The following is a 23,731-nucleotide window of genomic DNA, read 5'->3' as shown; positions in this document are numbered from 1 at the left end:
ATCATCCGCGCAATGCACTACTAGTAGTGCTACTCGTACGAATCGCGCCACCCCCATGGGCGACCGTCTAAAAGGTCCAGAAAAAACCGCATCCCGGCGTCGAAAAATCACCAACTGCAATCAGTTTAAACATCTCAGCGATCTCCGAACCGTCGCACGCGCACGGAGGCACTCGTGTCCGTGCCGCTCTCCAAAGAGCTTCCAACGACCGAGCCGTGTCAGCGGTCACGCATTTCCCCAGGTTTGAGGGGTTGTCCGTCACGTAATTCCCCACCCCTGGCTGTCACGTAATTCCCCACCCTGGGCGGTGTGTCTGCCCGGTGTGGGCCTCGCATACAGGTTCGCTCTGCATCTGTCGACTGACGGATGGAAGGGCGCTGATGGCGAGGAGAAATATCGTGATGCTCGACCTTGTCGAGTTGTTTACCCATTGGCATGCGGGCCGTTCACAGGTTCAGTTGTCGCAGTCGCTGGGTATCGACCGCAAAACCATCCGCAAATATTTGGCCCCGGCGATCGCCGACGGGATGGAGCCCGGAGGCGAACCTTTGAACGCCGAGGTGTGGGCGGAGTTGATCGCCGGGTGGTTCCCGGAACTGTCGGATCCGGCGGCGCGGGCGTCGACGTGGCCGCTGATCGACCCGCACCGTGACCGGATCAAAGCCTGGCTTGACGCCGATGTCACGGTAGCTACCGTCGCCCAGCGGCTGCGCGACGATCATAGTGTGGCGGCGTCGGAGTCGTCGGTGCGGCGTTGGATAGCAACATATTTCGCTGATGAGGTGGCGCGAGCGAGAGTGACGGTGCCGCGCGGTCCGGTCGATCCCGGCAGTGAAGCGCAGATCGATTACGGCCGGCTGGGCATGTGGTTTGATCCCGTGTCAGCTAAACGGGTCGCGGTGTGGGCGTTCGTGATGGTGCTTGCGTGCTCGCGGCATCTGTTCGTGCGTCCGGTGATCCGGATGGACCAAACCACGTGGTGTGCCTGCCACGTCGCGGCGTTCGAGTTCTTCGGCGGGGTGCCGGCGCGGCTGGTGTGCGACAACCTCAAGACCGGGGTGGATAAACCCGACCTGTATGACCCGCAGATCAACCGCACCTACGCTGAGTTGGCCACCCATTACGGCACGCTCATCGACCCCGCGCGGGCGTTCAAACCCAAGGACAAACCCCGGGTGGAACGCCCCATGCGCTATGTGCGGGACTCGTTCTGGCGCGGCCGTGAATTCGCCTCGCTGGCCCAGATGCAATCCGATGGGGTGCGCTGGAGTACCGAGGTGGCCGGCGCTCGACACTGCCGTGCCTTGGACGGCGCCCAACCGCTGCGGGTGTTCGAAGCGGTCGAGCAAGACGCGTTGATTAGGTTGCCACACAGGGGCTTCGAACTGTCTACGTGGTCGATTGGCACGGTCGGGGTGGATGCACACCTCAAGGTCGCCAAGGCGCTCTACAGTGTGCCGTGGCGGCTGATCGGGCAGCGTCTGCATGCCCGCTCCGCCGGCGATGTGGTGCAGATCTTTTCCGGTGACCAGGTGGTGGCCACCCACGTGCGCCGGCCCAGCGGCCGGTCCACCGACTTCAATCACTACCCGCCGGAGAAGGTCGCGTTCGCGATGAAAACCCCGGCCTGGTGTCGGCGCACCGCTGAGCTCGTCGGCCCGTCCTGTGAGGCGGTGATCGCCGAGTTCATGGCCGATAACGCCATCCACCACCTGCGTTCAGCGCAAGGGGTGCTCGGGCTGCGCGACAAACACGGCTGTGAGCGCCTCGAGGTCGCCTGCGCCCGCGCGATCGCGGTCGGCGACCCGTCCTATCGCACCATCAAGGGCATCCTGGCGGCCGGCACCGAACACGCCGGCGAGCCGCCCCAGCGTGGTGCTGCCGCGGCGGCTGGGGCGTTCCTGCGCGGCCCCGAACAATTCGGCACCGATACCGGCAGTATCGCCTGATATCCACCAATCACGCACTATCCCAATTCAATTCATCTTTTAGGAGTAGATAGTCATGTCGATCTGCGACCCGGCGCTGCGCAATGCGCTGCGCACCCTGAAACTGTCCGGCATGCTCGACACCCTCGACGCCCGACTGGCCCAGACCCGCGACGATGGACTCGGCCACCTCGAGTTTCTGCAAGCCCTGTGCGAAGACGAGATCGCCCGCCGCGAATCAGCCGCCCTGACACGACGATTGCGCCGCGCCAAGTTCGAAGCCCAAGCCACCTTCGAAGACTTCGACTTCACCGCCAACACCAAACTGCCCGGCGCCATGCTGCGCGACCTGGCCGCGCTGCGCTGGCTCGACGCCGGCGAATCGGTCATTCTCTACGGCCCGGTTGTTATCAACGGGTAGCAACACGCTCGAATCTATGTATGTGACAAGGGGGTTGATGCTGGGCAAGTCATCGTTGTTGCCGGTTTATCGGCGGGTGTTCTTCAATGTGAAGGAACGGCAACGATGGCGTATCCGGTGGCAGTGTCTCCTGCGGGAGGGCAGCGGACCTGGACTGTGCTCGGCGAGGACTTCGCAACGGTCGGTCCCGTCGAGGAGTGGATAGAAGCCCACCGGCACCTGTGGTCGCCGAACACGGTGCGCGGGTATGCGACGTCGTTGGCGCAGTGGTGGACCTTCCTGGAGCAACGCGGGCAAACCGGCGCCTGGTGTGATGTCGGTGTCCCCGCATTCACCGCGTTCCTGTCCTGGCAGCGCAACGGCCGCACAGTTGAGCATAGGCTGGCCGAACCTGACCAGGCGCCGACTACTGCAACACTGGAAGTCCGTCTTGCAGCGTTGATTTCGTTCTACCGGTGGCATCAAGCAGTTTCCGGTGTGGTTGTGGCCGGACGGCTCCTTCGAGGAACACCGCGGCACCGACCGGCCCGAAGCTTGCTTGCGCATCTGGACGCGCGTTCGGCCCCGGCCGCGTCATCGCTGGTGCGCGTGCGCCGCGACCGCCGCCGCGACAGACCGCCCTTGCTGCTGCCCGAGCAGATCCAGGCCATCCTGGATGGCTGCGCGGTTTTCGATGCCAGGTCCGGTTCGTGGCAGGGAAACCTGCGCGATCGGTTCGTGTTCGCTCTGCTGGCCGAGACCGGGATGCGTCTCGGGGAGGCGCTGGGCCTGCGGATCGGCGAGTTCGTGCTTGGCCGCGGGGACACCGCGTATGTCCAGATCGTGCCCCGCTCGGATAACCCCAACGGGGCACGGGTGAAGATGATGCGACCGCGACGGGTCTATGTCGGGGCCGACCTCGAGCGGCTGTTCGCCGACTACCTCACCGACATCGCCTGCCGGGCAGCCGAATCCGGCATTGCGCTTACGGACACGTCGCCGCTACTAGTGAATGTGTCCCGACCACCGCTACTTGCCGCTCTGCGAGAGACGACGGTCCGGGAGAAAGTGGCCACGCTGCGTCGGCGCTGCATCGGGCCACCCGGGTGGACGCCGCATTGGTTCCGCCATACTCATGCCACCGCCTTGTTGCTCGCCGGGACGCCGGAATGGGTTGGTCTCCCGACGGCTTGGCCACGCCCACGTGCAGACCACACTTGACCTCTACGGCTGGGTCCGCGACGACGAAGCCCTGCGAGCAGCAGCCAACTGGGCGTCCTACGCCAGCAGCTGGCGGGTGGCCGAATGATCGACAAGCATGGTCACCTGCACCTGCGCAGTGCCGAACACCTCGATCCGATCTGGCGACTCTGGGACGAGCTGCCAGCACAGTGGCGTGGCCCCGTGCTCGGGCCCGGAATCCAGAACTGGGCCTCGATTACCGAGAACGATTGGCCGCATCTGGATCTGAGCGGATTGCCCGACCCGTTCGCCGCAGAGCTGGCGTGGATGGCGCACTGGCAGGCCACTGATGGCACCCGTGTGTCGGTGCTGGCGATGGCGCAGTTAGCCAACATGATTCGGCGGGCCGTCGCCGAGGGCCGTGGCTTCGCCCCGTCGATCCGGGCGATGGATTACGACGCCGCCGCGACGTTGCAGAGCTGGTTCTACGCCAGCAGGGGCAAGCGATTGCCCTCACCCCGAGGGCGAGGCCGGGTGCACGCACTTTTTGGGTTCGCCCGGCACGCACTGATCGCCGCCTGTGACGACGGCCCGTGGTGGCAGCTGGACTTCTGGCACCCGCGCTGCGATCCGCGGATACCACTGACCGATCGTGAACCGGTCGCCAACTATGGCTGCTCACCCGGAGATATACAGCTTCCCTGGTTGCGGGCCGCGGTGAAGTGGCACCTGGGCACGATGCTCGAATCCGGGCAGCTGCGCTGGACCACGGTCAGCCAGGAACGGATGCGTAGCTTCCGCCGGTTCGACAACTGGCTGACCGCCAGCTCGACGACCCGACCGACATCCTGGGCGACCCGACGAGCGCGGTTGAGCAGGCGGCTGCGTTCGCACGGTGGACCGCGGTGGCCGCCAACCGCGTCACCCGCGAATCCGACACACGCCACCTCGGAAGAACGGTGCCGAGCCGGGGAATCAACGACGACCTGCGAGCGGCGGCCGGCCTCCTGGACTTCGTTGCCGCCCACCCCGCCGAGGCTCGCAGCGTTCTCGGCGCCGAGCCCTGGCAACGACTGACCGCAGCACACGCAGCGAGCTGGTTCGGCCGGGTCACCCGGATACCGCACCAACGCGGTTTCAACGATGCGAACTACATCGACGATCACGCACTCGCTCAGATCACTGCCGCGCTGCCGCTGATCGGGTTGCCTCGCACCGAACAGATGACCATCACTCGCGGCGACGGCACCATCATCACCGCCAACGGGCTCGACGATCCGCAAGCGATGCGGATGATCCTGCTGCAGATCCTCACCGGGCGGCGGGCCAGCGAGATCCGCACCTGTGACTTCGACTGTCTTTCGGCTGCACCCACCAGCACCGGAGCAGCCGAGGGCGACAACCAAACGCTGACCAGGTTCCGCTACGCGCAGAGCAAGATCGACGTCGCACCCGACACCATCCTTGTTGACCGCGAGGTCACCGAAGTCATTGCCGAACAACACCGTTGGCTCCAAGTCCATCATCCCGACGGCAGCAGGCGGTATCTGTTCGCGCGACGTCTGGGCAACCGCCGCGGCGACAAACCCTATCCGGCAGGCACCTATAACTGGGTGCTGCGCACCCTCAGTGACCTCGTCGAGATCACCGACGCCAAGGGCCACGTCGTGCGGTTGAGCCACACCCACCGCTTCCGCCACACCCGGCTGACCCGGCTGGCCGAACTCGGTCTGCCGATCCACGTACTGCAGCGCTACGCCGGCCACGCCACCCCCACCATGACGATGCACTACATCGCCGCCCGCGACGAGTACGCAGAGCAGGCCTTCCTGGCCACCGCCAAATTGCGATCCGACGGCACCCGCATCCAACTCTCCAGCGACGACCACGACACCCTGCATCTGTTCCGCCGCGCAGACCGGTTCCTGCCCAACGGGTGGTGCATGTTGCCGCCGCTGCAATCCTGCGACAAGGGCAACGCCTGCCTGACCTGCTCAGTTTTCGTCACCGACCACACCCACCACGATGTGCTGCATCGCCAACTCTGCGAAACACAGGACTTGATCGACCGGGCCACAACAGAATTCGAACAACGACACGGCCACCCCATGCCCGATGACAACGTCTGGCTGACCCGCCGCCGAGCTGAACACCACGCGCTTACCCGGCTCCTGGCCACCCTCAACGAGGCGCCCGACTCCGCGACTCACGGAGAGGCAACCGAGTGTCATCGACCCAGCGCTGGACCCGTCCCGCTGACTCTCGACCTCACCGCCCACCGCAGGAGACCCCAATGACCGACTCCCGAGAACGCCGCATCACAGCACTCACCGAAGCAGCGAAAGTCAAGTCTCAGAACAAAACCCGAGACGCCGAACAGGCCATCCGCCGACTGATCAAACGCGGCGAACCGATCACGTTTCAAGCCGTACAACGCGAAGCATGCGTCTCCCACGCCTTCCTCTACAACCATCCCGACCTACGCAAACGAATCGAACATCTCCGCAGCACCCACCGCAAAACCCCCTCCGACCAACCCATCGACACCAACAGCACGCTCGTCATCACGCTGACCCGCCAGATCGCCGAACTCAAGAAACAGCACCGCCAGCAACTACAACAACTCCGAGACGCCCTCGAGCGAGCACACGGAGAGAACCTCGATCTACGACGCGAACTCGCCCGCCGGGGCATTCACCCCTCACCCAACGTCGCATCAATCGCAACAACGTCCTGAAAAGGCAGAATGCGGCCATCTGGCTCTCGAACCCGAGATAACAACCGGGTCGGCAAAACCCATGTGGCACAAGCACTCGGGCATCACGTAGCCCGCCGAGGCGGTGACGTCCGGTTCGTCAAATGCTCCCGCATGCTCGCCGATCTGGCCGGAGGGCACGCCGACCGCACCATCGGACAACGCATGCGCGAATACACCCGACCGTTGGTCCTGATAATCGACGACTTCGCGATGCGTGAACACACCACCACCCAGTCCGACGACCTCTACGACCTGGTCTCCGATCGGGCCATCGCTGGCAAACCAGTAATCCTGACCAGCAACCGCGCCCCCACAGACTGGTACCCACTCTTCCCCAACCCCGTCGTGGCCGAATCACTGCTTGACCGACTGATCAACACCAGCCACCAAGTCCTCATGGACGGACCCAGCTACCGGCCCCGGAAACGACCCGGTCGCCCCACCAACTAGACACCACCAACGCGGCCCGGTAAGACCTACACCGAGGCCCGCACCTGGGGAATTACGTGACGGAAACCCCTGGGGAATTACGCGACGGACGACAGCCGCGGTTCGTAGCAGCTAGTACACCTATCCAAGTTCCATTTGAAGTTGCCAATTGGTAATCGTTGGCAACCTTCAAATGGAAAACCCAGCGGAGAACTGGAAACAACACTTGCTGCCACCTCAAGACGAAATGATAACTTTCGTTAGATTAGATTTCCTAATGCAAACTAAGAATCATTAGTTGTACTGAACCACTCGGCAGCCCTACGGTCATACGCATGGCCTCACCTGTGCTTATCGGTTTCCTGACCGCAATGACGCTCATCGCCGCGATCGGCGCGCAGAACGCGTTCGTGCTGCGTCAGGGCATCCGTGGTGAGCACGTCATAGCGGTCATCGCGGTATGTGCGCTCTCGGATCTGATCCTCATCACCGCCGGCATCGCAGGCGTCGGCGCGTTGATCACCGCTCACCCCGATGCCGTGTTGGTCGCCAAGTTCGGCGGGGCGGCATTTCTCATCGGGTACGCCGCGCTGGCGGCCAAACGCGCTTACCGACCGTCGACGCTCAACCCCTCGGAGAAGGCACCCGCCCGCCTGCTCGAGGTGCTCGTCACGTGCGCCGCGCTGACGTGGCTCAACCCCCACGTCTATCTCGACACCGTGGTCCTGCTCGGCTCGCTGGCCAATGAACAGCGTGAGCAGCGTTGGCTTTTCGGCATAGGCGCGGTCACTGCCAGCGTGGTGTGGTTCGTCAGCCTGGGGTTGGGCGCGCGCCGGTTGGCCGGCTTGTTCGCGACTCCGTTGACGTGGCGGGTCCTCGACGGTGTCATCGCCGTGACGATGGCGGCACTGGGCGTGTGGATGGTGGTGTCCTGACGCATCCGCGGGGGTCAGTGCGGCCACGGGTCGGTCCTTGGGCAAGCTGGGTACCAACCGAACCCGAGGAGGAACATCCGTGGACTTCACGACGATCCGGCATGAGCTCAGCGACGGCATCCTCACCGTCGTACTCGACCGCCCGGACAACCTCAACGCCTTCACCGTCGAGATAGCCGACGAGTTGGAGCGCACCTTTGTCGGGGTCAACGATGACGACGCGGTACGTGCGGTCATCGTGACGGGCGAGGGCCGGGCGTTCTGCGCCGGAATGGACTTGTCCAGTGAGGGCAATGTGTTCGGCCTCGACGAGTCGAAATCGCCGACCCTGGCCGACATGGCCGATCTCGACAACCCCGCGCTGCAGCGGGTCCGCGACACCGGCGGTCGGGTGACTCTGGCGATCTACGCCTGCCGCAAGCCGGTGATCGCCGCCATCAACGGGGCCGCGGTGGGCATCGGCGCGACGATGACGCTGGCCATGGATGCGCGGCTCATGTCGACCAAGGCCCGCTTCGGACTGGTCTTCGGAAAGCTCGGTATCACCCCGGAGGCGTGTTCCACCTGGTTCCTGCCCCGGATCGTGGGTATGCCAACGGCTTTGGATCTGGTGTACCGCTCCGACATTCTCACCGCCGACGCCGCCCGTGACATCGGCTTGGCGCAGGCGGTCCACGAACCGGACGCCTTGCTCACCGAGGCGCGGGCGCTGGCCGATGCGTGGACACGCGACCGCTCGGCGGTGTCGGTGGCCCTCATGCGGCAGATGCTCTACCGGAATTCGGCCGAGCCGCACCCGGTCGACGCACACCGGGTGGACTCCCTGGCGATGTTCTACACCAGCATCGGGGACGGGCACGATGGCGTGCGGGCCTTCCTCGACAAGCGCTCACCGCAGTTCTCGGCCAAAGCATCTGAGATGCCGCCGTTCTACCAAGAGTGGACTCAGGGCGGATAAGTCGACGCAAAAAGAAGGAGGGGCACCCGGCGTGGGTGCCCCTCCTTTGTGTCGTGGGTCAGCGTCCGTTGCCGAACACCGAGGTGACGCTGCCGACGGTGGCCTGATGCTGAATGTCGTGCACCCACTGGTTGTGAGTCACGTCAGCCTGAGCCGGCGCGGCCAGCCCGAAGACCGCGGTCGCAAAACCGGCAACGATGGCGCTGGCAAATCCAAACTTCTTCATGGCGAAGCCCTTCTGTTCAGAGTTCGAGCCGTGGCGGTGATGTCGCGGTTCGGATGTCGGTCCACCGGTTTGAGGAGTTTCTCGCCGGTCTGACTGCCATAACGCGATGGTCAGCGGCTTAATTCCACTGGCAGAGATTGACCGGTGGTTGGCAGCAATCGGTCGTTCCCGCGCCATTTTTCGCCATTATGGACATCCAGAGCCGAGGACAGTCCGGCAAACGCACCAAGGGCGCAGGACGCGGGACTGCCGCTTCTCAGACTTTGCCTCGAGAATGCCGCGACTATGACGTGTGCCGTTGTTCTTTCTCGCGCACGTGGCGCGCCCGCATTTCTCATCGAGTTAGCGAAAGTCGTAACGGTACGGTCGTCCGAGTTCCCTCAATGAGGTTGTCCGTCACATCTGGCTCGCAGAGACCGTACTTCTGTAGAGCGCGGCAGTTCGGCGCGGCGCTGAGGCCGACTCTTCGTGGTAGAGCGCACTTGACGATCAACCACACCTATGACGACATATATGCAAGTAAGTGTCGCCATCATTGGACTGTGGCGACACTTACGGGGTCGTCTCTCGAAAGCTCAAGTGTCGACCTTTGGTCCCGTATAGCGACACTTATGTCATGATCTGTCGCTACAGTGGATTCATGGCGACACTTTCTCCGCTCAGCTACGAGACGCTGCAGTGGACCCCGAGCCTGGACAGCAGCTACTCCCGGCCGTCTCGCCGCCATGGGCCATACCGGGCTGCGATCCCACCAGTTATCGCCGACCTACATCTGGAGCTGCCGTCGGATGTGTACGCGGCTGCCGAGGACGCCAGCCTCGCCATCACCCGATTCGATGCTGAACTCGGAGGCGAGATCGCGCCGTTCTCGGCCGTGCTCCTGCGCAGCGAGTCTGCAGCCAGCTCCCGCATCGAGAATCTCACCGCGTCCGCACGGTCCATCGCCGAAGCCGAACTGCCGGGCGCTAGAGGAAAGGCCAACGCCGAGCAGATAGTCGCCAACACGGCCGCGATGACCGCCGCCGTCGAGCTGTCAGACCGTGTCGACGCTGATGCCATCCTGGCCACGCACGCTGCACTAATGGTCGGCCAGTCGCGTCACGCCCCAGGACAGTGGCGCACCGAGCAGGTATGGATCGGCGGCGGAAACAGCCCGCGGGGCGCGATTTTCGTCCCGCCCCGCCACGAGCGCGTCCCCGCCGCTATCGACGATTTGATCGCCTTCGCGGCACGAGACGACGTTGCGCTGCTCGCGCAGATCGCGGTAGCCCATGCCCAATTCGAAACCATCCACCCGTTCACCGACGGCAACGGTCGCACAGGCCGGGCGCTGGTGCAGTCGATGTTGCGCAACAAAGGCTTAACCCGGCAGGTGACGGTCCCCGTATCCGCCGGGTTGCTGTCCGATACCGACGGCTACTTTGCCGCTCTCACCGCCTACCGAGAAGGCGATCTCGCACCGATCGTCGAGCGGTTCGCCCACGCCAGCGAGCGCGCGGTTGTCAACGGCCGGCAGCTGATCACCCAGCTGCGTGAGATCCGGGCGAGCTGGAATGACCGGGTCACCGCGCGGTCGGACTCGGCTGTGTGGCGAGTTGCCGACCTGTTGACTCGGCGGCCAGTCATCAACGGTGTGCTCCTGCGCGAGGAGCTGGGCATCCCTACTGACCATCCTCGCCGTTATATCGGTCCTCTCACCGAGGCGGGCATCGTCGTCGAGTTCACCGACCGAGCGCGTAACCGTGCCTGGCGTGCACCTGAAATCCTGGATGCACTCGACGATTTCGCCGAACGGGCCGGACGACGCGGGTGATCACACGGGCACGACACGCGCTGCCAGTCACGACCACTGCGCGCGCCCCTTGCCCCATAACGCTACGAGCAGTAGCGTAACTCGCCGTGACGCGTAGCTTCCATGTCGGCCGGCCGTTCAGCACCCCGACGGCCGACATCGCGGCTGCGCTCGAACAGGTCAGCATCCCGACGCTGCTGCTGTCGCTGGTGCACCTCACGGGCGATCCGCGCTACATCCGCGAGTTCAAACAGGCCGGCCTCTTCCTCAACGAGGTCCAGGGCTTCATGAGCGAGGAGGACAAGGCTCGGGCCCGCGCCGAGGCGTTACCGGTGATCGTCGACTACCGGGATCGGGGCTGCCCGGTCCCCGATCCACTGCCCGACGAACTGGTCCGGGAGATGCTCGACTGGGCGGCCTGCGAGCCGGTCGACGCCGACAACCTGCCGCTGGTCCTGGAAGAACTCGATCTGCAGGGCACCGATCCGCGACAGCCTGCCGCCCTGGATCCGGAGCGAGCCAAGGACTTTCACGTCATCGTCATCGGCTGCGGGGAATCGGGGGTGCTGGCCGGAGTCCGGCTCAAGCAGGCGGGCCTGCCGTTCACGATCGTGGAGAAGAACGCCGGCCCCGGCGGAACCTGGTGGGAGAACAGCTATCCGGGTGCCCGAGTGGATGTCGCGAACCACTTCTACTGCTACAGCTTCGAACCCAGCAATCACTGGGACCACTTCTTCGCCGAGCAACCGGAGCTGCGCCGGTACTTCGAAAGCGTGGTGGACCGCCACGAGCTGCAGCCCCATATCCGGTGGAATACCGAGGTGCTGTCCGCAGCGTGGGACGGCGACCTGTGGAACCTGACCGTGCGCTCGGCTCACGGCACCGAGACGCTGAAAGCCAACGCGGTCATCACCGCGGTCGGCCAGCTGAATCGGCCCCACATACCGGAGTTCCCCTGCGCCGCAACGTTTGACGGCCCGTCGTTTCACTCCGCGGCGTGGGACCACGACGTCGACGTCACCGGCAAGCGGGTCGCGCTGATCGGGGCCGGAGCGAGCGGCTTCCAGATCGCTCCCGCGATCGCCGACAAGGTTGCCCATCTCACGGTGTTCCAGCGCACCGCGCAATGGATGTTCCCCAACCCGATGTACCACGAGCCGGTGAGCGACGGCGTCCGCTGGGCCATGGAACACCTGCCGTATTACGGCCGCTGGTACCGCTTCCTGCTGATGTGGCCCGGGGCGGACAAGGGTCTGGACGCCGCGCGAGTCGACCCGAATTACGCCGACCAGTCAAGCGCCGTCAGCGACATCAACGCCATCGCCCGGGTGATGTTCACCGGCTGGATCACCACCCAGGTCGGGGATGACCCCGACCTGCTGGCCAAGGTGCTACCCGACTATCCGGCCACCGGAAAGCGCACCCTGCAGGACAACGGCAGGTGGCTGAGCACGCTCAAACGCGAAAACGTCGAGCTGGTCCGCACCCCGATCGAGAGGATCACACCGACTGGCGTGGTCACCACAGACGGCGTCGCGCACGACGTCGATATCATCGTGTACGCCACCGGTTTTCGGGCCACCGACGTGCTGTTCCCCATGACCATCACCGGCCGCGACGGCATCGATCTGCACGAGCTCTGGGGTCAGCGTCCCTACGCCTACCGCGGTATCACGGTCCCCGGCTTCCCCAACTTCTTCATGACGTACGGCCCGGGTACCCACCTCGCGCATGGCGGCAGCCTGATCCTCAACTCGGAGCTGCAGATGCACTACATCGACCAGTGCCTGGCATACCTGGTCAACGCGGGCGTGCGGACCATGGAACCGTTACCCGAGCCCACCCGTGCCTGGCACGAGCGGTCGCAGCGGGCGATCCGGCGGACGGTGTGGGCGCACCCGTCGATCAAGCACTCGTATTTCAAGAACGCCGACGGCGAGATCCACACCGTGAGCCCATGGCGGCTCAGCGAATACCGTTCCGCCATCGACGAACCCGTGTGGTCGGACTTCAAGTTTGAGGAGGCGTGAGTATGCGTGCAGTGGTCGTCGACAGCTCGGGTCAGGTCAGCGTCGCCACCCGGCCCGATCCGGTGCTGCCCGGCCCCGACGGTGCCGTCCTCCAAGTGGACGCCGCCTCGATCTGCGGCTCCGATCTGCACTTCCTCGAGGGCCACTACCCGATCTTCGAACCCATCAGCGTCGGACACGAAGCGGTCGGCACCATCGTCGAGATCGGTTCGGATGTCGCATCATTCGCTGTCGGCGACCGGGTACTGGTGTCCTCGGTGGCCGGCTGTGGCCACTGTGGGGGATGCGCCACACTCGACCCGATCCGGTGCGTCCACGGTCCGCAGATCTTCGGCAGTGGCGTCCTCGGCGGCGCGCAAGCCGAGTACCTCGCGGTGCCGGCAGCCCAGTTCCAGCTGCTCGCCCTGCCGGAGAACATCAGCACCGAACAGGCCCTGCTGCTCACCGACAACCTCGCCACCGGCTGGGCGGCGGCCAAGCGGGCCGACATTCCGATCGGCGGTACCGTCGCGGTGATCGGCCTGGGTGCGGTCGGTATGTGCGCCGTACGCAGTGCGCTGACTCTCGGTGCGGCAAGGGTTTTCGCCGTCGATCCGGTAGAGGCGCGGCGTCAGCGCGCGGAATCGTGGGGCGCGGTCGGGGTGACGCCGCCGACGGCGCAACCCGTCCGGGAAGCCACCGGTGGCCTGGGCGCCGACGCGGTGATCGACGCCGTGGGCTCCGACGCCTCGATCAACGATGCGATCGAATCGGTGCGCACCGGCGGCACGGTCTCGATCGTCGGCGTGCATGATCTGCAGCCGTATCCGATGCCGGCGCTGGCCTGTCTGATCCGCAGTCTCACCATCCGGCTGACCACCGCGCCCGTGCAACAGACCTGGCCCGAGCTGGTGCCGCTGCTGCAGGCCGGCCGCCTCGACGTGGACGGCATCTTCACCACGTCTTTCCCGCTGGACGCGGCGGCCGACGGCTACGCGGCCGCGTTCGCCCGCTCCGGCGAGCACCTGAAGATCAGGCTCAATCCGTAACTGCGCGTGATCCGCGCCACACCGGAATAAATCGGGCGCCCCGGATGGTTCCACGGGGTCGTGTGTAAACCGAACCCGACTGCTGACTGCTCATGCCTGGTGCGACCCCGCCAGACGACAGACGCGGGCGGGCTCGGCTGATGCGTCAGGGTCCGCTGGCGGGGCGCTATCCCGCGGTGGCCGCGATGGTCACGCTGGCCCTGATCCCCTACCTCGCGTTGTCGGCGGCGATGGATCCGCTGGTGCCGATCATCGCCGAGCAGCTGCACATGTCCAGCCAGGCGATGAGCCTGAGTTCGGGCCTGGGCAATGCCGCATACGCCGTGGGAACGGTCTTGGCGGTCCAGTTCGCGCAGCACCTGCCCCAGCGCCGGATGATGCTCGTGTACGCGGTCCTGCTGGTCGTGGGCTCGGTGCTCGCCGCAGCGGCCCAGAACGGCGGCATGTTCGTCTGCGGGCACGTATTGCAAGGTCTGGCCACCAGCATGCTGCTGATCGCCGCAGCACCTCCGCTGACCATCGGGTTTCCGAGAGAGAACCTCCGACATACCGCCGTGATCATGAACATGTGCGTGTTCGGGGCGGTGGCGCTCGGCCCGTTCATCGGCGGCATCCAGGCCGAATCCCACGCATGGCGGCCACTGTTCTGGATCATCGCCGCGATCGCATTGGTGGCTCTGGTGATGGCGGCCTTGACGTTCGAAGATGCGCCACCGGCGGACCTCGATGCGCCACGTGACCTGACGGCCATCGGTCTGGCCTCGGTCGGCTGTGCCGCGGCCTTCGTCGGCGCGTCACAACTGACCAGCCATGGGTTCGCCGACCTGGCAGTGAGCGCACCGATGCTGGGCGGGCTGGCGTTGATCGTGGTGTTGATCGTCTATCAGTTCCGGGCCCGCCGGCCATTGCTGACGATCCGGACCATGCTCACCAGTTCGATCCCGGTCGCGGGCGTCGGCGTCGCATTGTTCGCCGCAGCCGCGTCGGTGGCGGCGACCGCGCTGACCGCCGAGGTCTTCCTCCAGACGTTCAGCCCGGTGCAGGTCGGGCTGATCTATCTGCCCGAACTGGGCGGCGCGGTCGTCATGGCGTTCGTGTTCGGATTCGTCATCTCACGCAAGGCGATGCACTACCTGCCGCTGCTGGGCATGGCCCTGCTCGCCGCGGGGATCTTGCTGTTCCGGATGTCGCTGCCCGCCAATCAGCCCTTGGCGCTGGTCGCGTCGGCATTGACCGGGCTCGCGCTGGGCGCGACGGTTGCCCCGGCGTTGTTCGTCGCAGGCTTCTCGCTGCAGTCCAACAGCCTGCAACGCGTCTTCGCGATCATCGAATTGCTGCGCGCCGTCGCAGCCTTCATGGTCGCTCCGATCTTCGCGTACTTCGCCGCGTCAGCTTCGGGCGGTTTGGCCCAAGGCACCAGCGACGCCCTGTGGATCGGATTCTGGCTCGCCGTCGGTGGTGCCGCCTTCGGCGTGGCGATCTACGCGCTCAGCGGAGCCCGACCCCAGGCCCCGGACCTGAACAGGTTCCTCGACGGCGAGTCCCCGGCCTGGTATTCGCCGCCGCTTCTCGCCCGGATCCGTCGCGGCCTGCCTTCGCCCGCCGTCGCCGAACGTGCGCCCGTGTTGGCGCCCGAGCACCAGGGCGCGTCGGCATCAGAGGGTCCTGTGCTGATCGCTTACGACGGCTCCGAACGCGCGGCATGTGCGATCCGGCAAGCCGCAGCCCAGCTGTCGACGCTGCGCGATGCGGTGGTGGTGTGTGTCTGGCAGCCCGCCGACGTCGGATTCATCCCCACCGGGGCCGGGCATTTCGACGCCGATCAGGCCACCGAGGTGCGACGGGCCGCCGAGCAGACAGCCGCCCACGGAGCGCGACTGGCCGAGGCCGCCGGATTCACGGCACGCAGCGTGGCGATCGAAGCGGCGCCGACGTGGAAAGGCGTCATCGAGGCCGCCAACCGGCACCACGCGAGCCTGATCGTAATCGGCCCGCACCGGCGCAGCGGATGGCTGGGGCATCTGGAGGGCAGCGTCGCAGCCTCGGTTGTCGCCCATTCCCCCACACCCGTGTTGGTCGTCCCCGAACAAACCGGCGCCTGGCTCAGTCCCGAACTCGAGCGCAGCCCCGCCTAGGCGTTCTCCTGCGCGTGCTTGCGCAGGTTGTCGCGGAGTTTGACGACGCCACGCTGCATGGCGCGGAACTCCTCGGGCTCCAGACCGGTGGCCGCGACGAGATCCATCTCAAGGCCCTGCTGACGAAGCTTGCGGCCGGCCTCGGTGAGGCTCACGACCACCTGCCGTTCGTCGTCGGGATCACGCTCGCGCGTGAGATAGCCCATCGTTTCAAGCTTTTTCAGAATCGGCGTCAGCGTGTTCGATTCGAGAAACAGCTTCTCGCCGAGACTGCCGACGGTCTGCCGGTCCTGCTCCCACAGGGCAACGATCGCGATGTACTGGGTGTAGGTGACGCCGAGCTTCTCCAGGATCGGCTTGTAGGCCTTGCCGTAGGCCAGGTTGGCCGAGTAGATCGCAAAGCACAGGAAGTCGGAGAGCTGCGGAGTGTCTTTCCTCACGATCCCGATTATATCGGATCCGATTCAATCGGATGGGATGACAAACTGCTCGGTCGTCGTTAATATCAAGCGAGTCCGATTAGATCGGGTCCGATCAATAGAGAACCGGGAGACCTTCATGTCCACAGAGACCGCCAACGTCATCTACACCGCCAAGACCCACACCACCGGCGGGCGCCAGGGCGAGTCCTACAGCTCGGACGGCAACCTCGACATCCAGCTGACCCCTCCGGGTGGCAACGGCGCGGGCACCAACCCCGAGCAGCTGTTCGCCGCGGGATGGTCGGCCTGCTACCTCAGCGCCATGGGTCTGGTCGCCGGCCAGCACAAGGTCAAGCTGCCTGCGGACACCGCAGTCGACGCCGAGGTCGACCTGATCAACTCCGACGGCGGGTTCTCCCTGCAGGCCCGGCTCAATGTGAGCGTTCCTGGGATCGATCGCGAACTGGCCCAGACCATCGCCGACGAGGCGCACCAGGTCTGCCCCTACTCGAAGGCCACCCGGGGCAACATCGACGTCACCATCACGGTCGTCTGATCCCATAACGTCGAATGGCCACTTGTTGCACGCTTTTTCGTCATGCGTGTGCAGCAAGTGGCCATTCGGCGTATCGGGGCCCTACTCCTTCATGTCCATCACAGGCGTGGGCCGGGTGAAGCCGCGGGTCACGCCCAGCAGCCACACGAAACCGACTGCCAGCCAACACAGTCCGATGATCAGAGCGGTCGAGGACAGGCTCGTCCAGAGCCACACGGTCAACCCGAAACCGATGAGAGGCAACACCAGGTTGTTGATCACCGCGCCGCCACTGCGCTCGCCCTGATCACGGAAGTAATGCTTGATCACCGACAGGTTGACCGCTGAAAAGGCCACCAGCGCACCGAAACTGATCAGCGACGCGAGGGTCTCCAGCTTGATCACCACGGCCAGCAGCGACACCGCCGACACCACCAGGATCGCGTACATCGGGGTGAGGTATTTGTGCGACAGCCGGCCGAACACCGGCCGCGGCAGGATGCCGTCGCGGCCCATCGCGTAGAGGATGCGAGCCACCGACGCCTGCGATGTCAGCGCCGAGCCGAGCGCTCCCGCGACATAGGCCGAGGTGAAGAACACCACGAGGAACTTGCCGCCGGCGGCCGACACCACGTCCAGCGCGCCGGAGTCGACGTCGGCGAACTGGTTCGACGGGAACACCAGCTGCGACAGATACGACAGCACGATGAAGATCACACCCGAGGCCAGCGTCGCGATCATGATCGCCCGTGGCACAGACCGTTTCGGGTCCTTGGCCTCCTCCGCCAGGGTCGACACCGCATCGAAACCCAGGAACGACAGGCACAGCACCGCGGCACCGGCGAATATCGGACCGGCGCCGGGCGCGGTGCCGTCACCACGGAACGGGGCCGCCAGATCGATCGAGCCGGCCTTGGTCACCGCCACGATCGACAGCACCACGAAGACGACGATGAAGATGGTCTGGGCGGCGATGATGACGAAGTTGGTCCGGTTGACCGAGACGATGCCGATGATGTTGAGCACGGTCACCACAGCGATGGAGGCCACCACCCACACCCATGCGGGAACGGCGGGCAGGGCCTGCTCCATGTAGATGCCGATCACCAGATAATTGATCATCGGCAGGAACAGGTAGTCGAGCAGCAGCGACCAGCCACCGAGGAAGCCGATGGGGGCACCGAAAGTCTTCTGCGCGTAGGTATATGCCGAACCGGCCACCGGGTAGGCCGACGACATCCTGGCGTACGACCGGGCGGTGAACACCATGGCGGCGAGCGTGACCACGTAGGCCAGCGGGACGCGGCCACCAGTGGTCTGGGTGACGATGCCGTAGGTGGTGAACACCGTCAGCGGCACCATGTACACCAGGCCGAACAACACCAGCGACGGCAAGCCCAGAACGCGGTTGAGGTGGTCCTCCGCCTCGGAGGTCGTAGGGGTCATCGCGTTGCCTTTCACTTCGCGGCCGAATAGACCGGCCGGCCTTGTAGATAGGTGGCGCGTACCCCCACTGCCGGAAGATCCAGCGGCGACACCGTCCGTGGATCGCGCTCCAGCCACACCAGATCCGCGCTGGCGCCTGGCGCGATCCGGCCCCAATCTTCCTCGGCGAAGGCCTGATACGCCACCGCTGCGGTGTATGAGGCCAGCGCGGGTTCCAGCGGCAGGATCTCCTCGGGGGTCCAGCCGCCCGCGGGCTCGCCTGCCGCGGTGCGCCGGGACACCGCAATGGCGATGCCGTCGAGCGGCGCGCCGGATGACACCGGCCAGTCCGAGCCGAATGCCAGTGCCGCACCGGACTTTTCCAGCGTGCGCATGCGGTACTGCTGATCCGAGCGTTCCTGCCCGAGCCGCGGGATGGTCAGCACCGTCATCAGAGCATCCATCTGTGCCCAGAGCGGCTGCATGTTCGGGATCACGCCCACCTCCGCGAACCGGCCGATGTCGGCGTCGTCCACCAGCTGCGCATGGGCGATGACCGGCCGACGGTCGCGCGGACCATTCTGCCGCACAACGTATTCGATGGCATCAAGGGCTTGCCGGACGGCGGCGTCACCGATCGCATGGATGTGGATCTGCAGGCCCAGATCGTCGACCCGGCGGGCGGCCTCCGCCAAGGAATCGCCTTCCCACAACTGCATGCCGTGGTTGTGCAGGCCGGAACAATACGGCTCGAGCAACGCGCCCGTCTCGTTCTCCACGACCCCGTCGGCGAAGAACTTCACCGTCTGCGCCGTCAGCAGCGGCGAGCCCGCAGCCCGGACCCGGGCTACGGCATCGGCGTAATGCGTTACCTGCGAATCGAAATGCCGCGGATCGGCGTAGAAGGCGAGGTTGAACCGCATCCGCAGCGCACCCTGGTTGGCCGCCGCGAGGTAGGTGTCCACGTCGCCGGGTTCGACCCAGGCATCCTGAACCCACGTCACCCCGCGGGCCAGGTAATAGTCGGCCGCGGTGCCGAGCGCCGCGACGCGCACCGCCTCGTCACGCACGGGCATCACCGCGGCGATCAGATCGGTGGCGCCCCACTCGCGCAACGTGCCCAGCGGGGAACCGTCGTCGCGGCGCGGGATCTCGCCCAACACCGGCTCCGGGGTGTCGGCGGTGATGCCGGCCCGCTGCAGCGCCACCGAATTGACCCACATGGTGTGGTAGTCCCACGCCCGCAACACGACCGGCCGATCGGCAACGGCGGCGTCCAGCCAACGCGCGTCGAACAGGCCACCCGGAGCCAGGCTGCCGTCATACGACGCCCCGACGATCCACTCCTGTTCGGGATGCGCTGCGGCATAAGCTTTTACCGTCGCGACGATCTCGTCGACCGACGTGCACGGCCGCACGGCAGGCCCCGCCGATTCCAGACCACCGTAGAGCGGGTGAGCGTGGCCGTCACCGAACGACGGCATCAGAAAGCCGCCCTCCAGATCGACCTGCTCGTCGGCGGCGTGTTCCCGGGCCCGGTCTCCCACTGCCTGCACTACACCGTCGGAAACCAGCAGCGCGTCTGTCGTCGTCATCGGAGTCCAGATGACTCCACCGTGGAACAGGGTCAACACGGACGGCACACTACGCCCGGACGTGCCGTGCCCGCGCGGTTATCGCGGGGCATGTCCGCTACGTGGAACGACGCTACCGGCCAGGACGGATCGGGCGGATGCCCCCGCCATCCCATCCGTTGTCACCGCCACCGATGATGATGTTCAGACCCCCGGTGTCGCAGTACCAGTCGAGCTCGCACGGGTACGGGTAGTAGGGGCCTGCGGTCGGCGGCTCGGGCCCGCCGCCGCGCACCGTCCCCTGCGCACACACCGTGGAACCGCCGGCGTCGACACAATCAGCCGCGGCCGGTGGAGCCACCGTGACGGCAACCGGAAGAGCCAGCCCGAACATGGCGAACAGCACGCTGCGCCGCATCATGGGATGAGGATACGGCCACCCGTGCACAAATATTCGCTATCGACGCCAGGACGCCTGCCGTGACACGGCGCGCGGCAACGGTGTTCGATGACGACATCACTGCAAACCAGTTACTCTGGCTAAGTGCCGACAATTGTGTCCCGGCGGGGGTTTCTGGCTATCACCGCGGGTATGGCGCTCGTAGCCGCATGCAGCACCGAGAAGCCTGGCGAAGTCGCAAAGGACGGTTCGGTCACCGTCCGGCACGTCTTCGGCGAAACGAAGATCCCGGTCGCGCCGCAGCGCGTGGTCAGCGCCGGTTTCACCGGTCAGGACGATCTGCTGGCCGTGGGCGTCGTGCCGATCGCCGTCACGGAGTGGTTCGGTGAGGAACCGTTCGCGGTATGGCCTTGGGCGCAGCCCAAACTCGCCGGTGCCCAACCCACCGTGCTGAGCCTGGCCGACGGTATCCAGGTCGACCAGATCAAGGGACTCAAACCCGACCTGATCATCGCCACCGATGCCGGGCTGGACTCCGACACGTACGCCAAGCTCTCCGAGATCGCCCCCACCGTCGCGCAATCCGGCCAGGACGCCTTCTTCGAACCATGGAAGGACCAGGCCACCGTCATCGGCCAGGCCGTGTTCAAGAACGACCAGATGACCGGCCTGATCAACGGCGTCGACGACAAGTTCAAGGCGGCGGCCACCAACAATCCGCAGTTCAACGGCAAGAAGGCATTGCTGCTGGGCGGCACGCTGTTCCGCGACAGCGTCCAGGCCACCCCGCCCGGCTGGCGCACCGACTTCCTGACCCAGCTCGGCTTCACCGTCCCACCGGTCGACAAGCTGATCCCCCGCGACCAGATGGCCTCCGTCCTCGACAGTGCCGATGTGCTCATCTGGACCACCGAGAGTGATCAGGATCGCGACGCGTTGCTCGCCGACCCCACCATCGCCGGCCTGCGGGCCACAGCCCGCAACCGCCACGTCTTCACCACCAAGGACCTGGCCGGGGCCATCGCGTTCGCCTCGACGCTGTCCTACCCGTGGGTGGCCGATCAGCTGCCACCCCTGTTGGCGCGCGCACTGGCCTGACAGGCCCGACGAAGAAAGGCCTGACAAAATGGCCGCGTGACAAGCACCCAAGAGCACCAGCATCGCGGCACGGCGGCCATCGGCTCTGCCTACTATCCGGTGCTCGTAGCGGTGTTCACGGCGTTGGTGATCATCTCCAACGTCACCGCCACCAAGGGCGTCGCGTTCGGTCCGATCATCACCGACGGCGGGTTCATCGTCTTCCCGCTGACCTACGTCATCGGCGACGTGCTCTCCGAGGTGTATGGCTTCAAGGCCGCCCGCCGCGCGATCTTCCTCGGCTTCGCGATGAACATCCTGGCGGCGTTCACCTTCTGGGTGACCATCTACCTGCCGGCCGCCGACTTCTACACCAACGAAGAGCACTTCGAGAACGTCGTGCACGCGTATACGCAGCTGATCATCGCCGGACTGGCCGGCTTCATCGTCGGGCAGACCATCAACGCCTGGGTTGTCGTCGCCATCAAGCAGCGGACGAAAGAGAAGCACCTGTGGGCCCGCCTGGTCGGGTCCACGTTCGCCGGACAGCTCGGCGACACCTTGGTGTTCTGCAGCATCGCCGCCGGTGCCATCGGTATCTCGACGTTCAAGGACTTCGCCGTCTACACCGCGCTCGGCTGGTTCTACAAGACCGCCGTCGAGGTGGTCATGCTGCCCGTCACCTACCGCGTGATCGCCTTCATCAAGCGTCGCGAACCCACGTATCAGCTCGCGGTGTGAGGCTTCGGTAAGGCAGTTCTGGCAAGGCTCATAGAGCCACCCATTTCCTAGCTACTCGCGGGTAGTTTCGGAATATGAGTGTGGCATCAGATGTGGTGGACGCAGTGGTCATGCCTGACGTCCACGAATATGGGAATCACGCGTTGCTGCTCGAGTTCGACAGCACGGCCGACGTTTTGGCGTGGACGGCCCACCTGCACGAGGCCGACCTGCCCGGCGTCGTAGACATCGTCCCGGCGTCGCGCACCATCCTGGTGAAGCTCGCAGGCGCACGCTATCAACCCGGGGTCCGGCAGCGGCTGAGCAAGCTCCGTCCGGCACCGGAACGGCTCGCCACCGAACCGGGGAGCGACCAGGTCGACGTGACCATCGACGTCGTCTACGACGGCGCCGACCTGCACGAGGTGGCGGCACTGACCGGGCTGACGCCCGCAGGCGTCATCGCGGCGCACATCGGCACCCCGTGGCGGGTCGGATTCGGCGGTTTCGCACCGGGTTTCGCCTACCTGGTGGACGGTGACCCGCGACTGCAGGTCCCCCGCCGCGCCGAACCGCGCACCAGCGTTCCCGCCGGAGCCGTCGGGCTGGCCGGCGAATTCAGCGGTATCTATCCGCGGCAGTCACCGGGTGGCTGGCAATTGATCGGGCACACCGACGCCGTGCTGTTCGACGTCGACCGCGAGAAGCCGGCGCTGCTGACGCCGGGGATGCGAGTCCAGTTCCGGGCGATCGGTTGAGGGAGGCAGGAGAGACATGACCACCACACTGGAAGTGCTGCGCACCGGCCCGCTGGCACTGCTGGAAGATCTGGGCCGCCCCGGCCTGGCACACATGGGTGTCAGCCGCTCGGGCGCCGCCGACCGTCGCTCTCACACGCTGGCCAACCGACTGGTGGCCAATCCGGGTGAGCACGCCACCATCGAGGTGACCTTCGGCGGGTTCTCGGCACGGGTGCGCGGCGGAGACGTCGCCATCGCCGTCACCGGCGCCGACACCGATCCCGCGGTGAACGGAATCCCGTTCGGCACCAACAGCATCCATTACGTGCACGACGGCCAGGTGATCTCGCTGGGCGCGCCGCACTCGGGGCTGCGCAGCTATCTCGCGGTGCGCGGCGGCATCAACGTCGAACCGGTGCTGGGTTCACGCAGCTACGACGTGATGTCGTCGATCGGGCCCACCCCGCTTCAACCCGGGGACATCCTGCCCATCGGCGAGCACACCGACGAGTTCCCCGAACTGGACCAGGCTCCGGTGGCAGCAATCACCGACGAAGTGGTCGAACTGCAGGTCGTACCGGGTCCGCGCGACGACTGGTTCGTCGACCCCGACGTCCTGATCCGCACCAACTGGCTGGTGACCAACCGCAGCGACCGGGTCGGCATGCGCCTGGTCGGCATGCCGTTGGACTACCGCTGGCCGGACCGCCAACTGCCAAGCGAAGGGGCCACCCGTGGGGCCATTCAGGTGCCGCCCAACGGTTTTCCGGTGATCCTCGGTCCGGATCACCCGGTCACCGGCGGTTATCCGGTGATCGGTGTGGTGACCGACGAGGACATCGACAAGCTGGGCCAGGTGCGGCCGGGCCAGACCGTCCGACTGCACTGGGCCCACCCACGGCGTCCGTTCGACTGATCCACCCGGGACCGTACCGAGACACCGTCGGGCATCGCTGGTAGAAACAGGGTGTGCTTACGCGCGATCCTGGTGCTCCTCACGTCCGCGGAGACCTCGGTGCCCGTCTCCGTGACGTCTA

General features: G+C 65.6%; 20 protein-coding genes and 3 pseudogenes. 18 read left to right on the top strand and 5 right to left on the bottom strand.

Translation table 11 applies throughout. The features are described 5' to 3' along the window. Positions 1 to 401 precede the first annotated feature (401 nt). From istA to BST13_RS02465, 9 genes and pseudogenes are all read left to right on the top strand, one after another. Complete coding sequence (istA, locus tag BST13_RS02500) at positions 402 to 1,949, top strand: IS21 family transposase (protein WP_095533390.1); 1,548 nt, start codon at positions 402 to 404, stop codon at positions 1,947 to 1,949. 55 nt (positions 1,950 to 2,004) lie between these two features. Further along, positions 2,005 to 2,334, top strand: a pseudogene (locus BST13_RS02495) (ATP-binding protein); the annotation flags it as partial. 120 nt (positions 2,335 to 2,454) lie between these two features. Continuing rightward, positions 2,455 to 3,637, top strand: a pseudogene (locus BST13_RS02490) (tyrosine-type recombinase/integrase). After that, entirely contained in the window at positions 3,634 to 4,587 is a 954-nt protein-coding gene (locus BST13_RS40135; RefSeq protein ID WP_281254717.1) for a hypothetical protein, read from the top strand. The pseudogene BST13_RS02490 and the gene BST13_RS40135 overlap by 4 nt, the downstream one beginning before the upstream one ends. Next, complete coding sequence (locus BST13_RS40130) at positions 4,470 to 5,807, top strand: tyrosine-type recombinase/integrase (protein ID WP_281254716.1); 1,338 nt, start codon at positions 4,470 to 4,472, stop codon at positions 5,805 to 5,807. The genes BST13_RS40135 and BST13_RS40130 overlap by 118 nt, the downstream gene beginning before the upstream one ends. Continuing rightward, positions 5,804 to 6,247 (top strand): DUF6262 family protein, encoded by a 444-nt coding sequence (locus tag BST13_RS02480; RefSeq protein ID WP_083160285.1) that lies wholly within the window; start codon positions 5,804 to 5,806, stop codon positions 6,245 to 6,247. Before BST13_RS40130 ends, BST13_RS02480 begins: the two co-directional genes overlap by 4 nt. Before the next feature lie 48 nt (positions 6,248 to 6,295). Next, a pseudogene (locus tag BST13_RS02475) lies at positions 6,296 to 6,718 on the top strand (ATP-binding protein); the annotation flags it as partial. Between the two features lie 314 nt (positions 6,719 to 7,032). After that, entirely contained in the window at positions 7,033 to 7,632 is a 600-nt protein-coding gene (locus BST13_RS02470) for a LysE/ArgO family amino acid transporter (protein WP_083160283.1), read from the top strand. 79 nt (positions 7,633 to 7,711) lie between these two features. Further along, complete coding sequence (locus tag BST13_RS02465) at positions 7,712 to 8,590, top strand: crotonase/enoyl-CoA hydratase family protein (protein ID WP_083160281.1); 879 nt, start codon at positions 7,712 to 7,714, stop codon at positions 8,588 to 8,590. 58 nt (positions 8,591 to 8,648) lie between these two features. Here the strand turns inward: BST13_RS02465 and BST13_RS39275 are convergent, their stop codons facing one another. Next, on the bottom strand, positions 8,649 to 8,993 hold the full coding sequence (locus tag BST13_RS39275; RefSeq protein WP_170064254.1) for a hypothetical protein: 345 nt from the start codon (positions 8,991 to 8,993) through the stop codon (positions 8,649 to 8,651). 463 nt (positions 8,994 to 9,456) lie between these two features. Here BST13_RS39275 and BST13_RS02460 point away from each other — a divergent pair, with 463 nt between their 5' ends. The 4 genes from BST13_RS02460 to BST13_RS02445 all read left to right on the top strand — a co-directional run bounded on the left by BST13_RS02460 (position 9,457) and on the right by BST13_RS02445 (position 15,801). Beyond that, positions 9,457 to 10,629, top strand: coding sequence for a Fic family protein (locus BST13_RS02460; protein ID WP_083160746.1), 1,173 nt, complete (start codon positions 9,457 to 9,459; stop codon positions 10,627 to 10,629). An 86-nt stretch (positions 10,630 to 10,715) separates the two neighbouring features. Continuing rightward, complete coding sequence (locus BST13_RS02455) at positions 10,716 to 12,638, top strand: flavin-containing monooxygenase (RefSeq protein ID WP_083160279.1); 1,923 nt, start codon at positions 10,716 to 10,718, stop codon at positions 12,636 to 12,638. A 2-nt stretch (positions 12,639 to 12,640) separates the two neighbouring features. Beyond that, a complete protein-coding gene (locus tag BST13_RS02450) occupies positions 12,641 to 13,666 on the top strand; it encodes an alcohol dehydrogenase catalytic domain-containing protein (protein ID WP_083160277.1) in 1,026 nt (341 codons plus the stop codon). Positions 13,667 to 13,806: 140 nt separating this feature from the next. Further along, on the top strand, positions 13,807 to 15,801 hold the full coding sequence (locus BST13_RS02445; protein ID WP_083160275.1) for an MFS transporter: 1,995 nt from the start codon (positions 13,807 to 13,809) through the stop codon (positions 15,799 to 15,801). Here BST13_RS02445 and BST13_RS02440 read toward each other — a convergent pair. Beyond that, positions 15,798 to 16,241: a MarR family winged helix-turn-helix transcriptional regulator gene (locus BST13_RS02440; protein WP_083160273.1), complete on the bottom strand. Its 444-nt coding sequence runs from the start codon at positions 16,239 to 16,241 to the stop codon at positions 15,798 to 15,800. The two genes, BST13_RS02445 and BST13_RS02440, sit on opposite strands and share 4 nt — an antisense overlap. Positions 16,242 to 16,359: 118 nt before the next feature. Here BST13_RS02440 and BST13_RS02435 point away from each other — a divergent pair, with 118 nt between their 5' ends. Beyond that, a complete protein-coding gene (locus tag BST13_RS02435) occupies positions 16,360 to 16,779 on the top strand; it encodes an organic hydroperoxide resistance protein (RefSeq protein ID WP_083160271.1) in 420 nt (139 codons plus the stop codon). 81 nt (positions 16,780 to 16,860) lie between these two features. On the opposite strand, the gene BST13_RS02430 is transcribed toward BST13_RS02435, so the two are convergent. The 3 genes from BST13_RS02430 to BST13_RS02420 form a co-directional block, all read right to left on the bottom strand. Next, positions 16,861 to 18,204 carry an APC family permease gene (locus tag BST13_RS02430; protein ID WP_083160744.1) on the bottom strand — a complete coding sequence of 448 codons (1,344 nt, stop codon included), beginning with the start codon at positions 18,202 to 18,204 and terminating at the stop codon, positions 16,861 to 16,863. Positions 18,205 to 18,215: 11 nt separating this feature from the next. Further along, the gene (locus BST13_RS02425; protein WP_083160270.1) at positions 18,216 to 19,778 is read right to left on the bottom strand and encodes an amidohydrolase; all 1,563 of its coding nucleotides are present in this window, start codon (positions 19,776 to 19,778) and stop codon (positions 18,216 to 18,218) included. 112 nt (positions 19,779 to 19,890) lie between these two features. Continuing rightward, complete coding sequence (locus BST13_RS02420; RefSeq protein WP_083160742.1) at positions 19,891 to 20,175, bottom strand: hypothetical protein; 285 nt, start codon at positions 20,173 to 20,175, stop codon at positions 19,891 to 19,893. Between the two features lie 126 nt (positions 20,176 to 20,301). Here BST13_RS02420 and BST13_RS02415 point away from each other — a divergent pair, with 126 nt between their 5' ends. The 4 genes from BST13_RS02415 (at position 20,302) to BST13_RS02400 (ending at position 23,610) form a co-directional block, all read left to right on the top strand. Continuing rightward, complete coding sequence (locus BST13_RS02415; RefSeq protein ID WP_083160268.1) at positions 20,302 to 21,255, top strand: ABC transporter substrate-binding protein; 954 nt, start codon at positions 20,302 to 20,304, stop codon at positions 21,253 to 21,255. Between the two features lie 36 nt (positions 21,256 to 21,291). Beyond that, a complete protein-coding gene (locus BST13_RS02410) occupies positions 21,292 to 21,975 on the top strand; it encodes a queuosine precursor transporter (protein ID WP_083160266.1) in 684 nt (227 codons plus the stop codon). Between the two features lie 74 nt (positions 21,976 to 22,049). Continuing rightward, a complete protein-coding gene (locus tag BST13_RS02405) occupies positions 22,050 to 22,712 on the top strand; it encodes a 5-oxoprolinase subunit B family protein (RefSeq protein WP_083160264.1) in 663 nt (220 codons plus the stop codon). Between the two features lie 16 nt (positions 22,713 to 22,728). Then, the gene (locus BST13_RS02400) at positions 22,729 to 23,610 is read left to right on the top strand and encodes a 5-oxoprolinase/urea amidolyase family protein (protein ID WP_083160262.1); all 882 of its coding nucleotides are present in this window, start codon (positions 22,729 to 22,731) and stop codon (positions 23,608 to 23,610) included. The last annotated feature ends 121 nt before the right edge of the window (positions 23,611 to 23,731 follow it).

The sequence above is a fragment of the Mycobacterium aquaticum genome (genome assembly GCF_002086485.1).
Classification (GTDB): Bacteria; Actinomycetota; Actinomycetes; order Mycobacteriales; family Mycobacteriaceae; genus Mycobacterium; species Mycobacterium aquaticum.
Note: the sequence above shows the minus strand (reverse complement) of the source record. Positions and strands in the feature narration are given on the sequence as shown.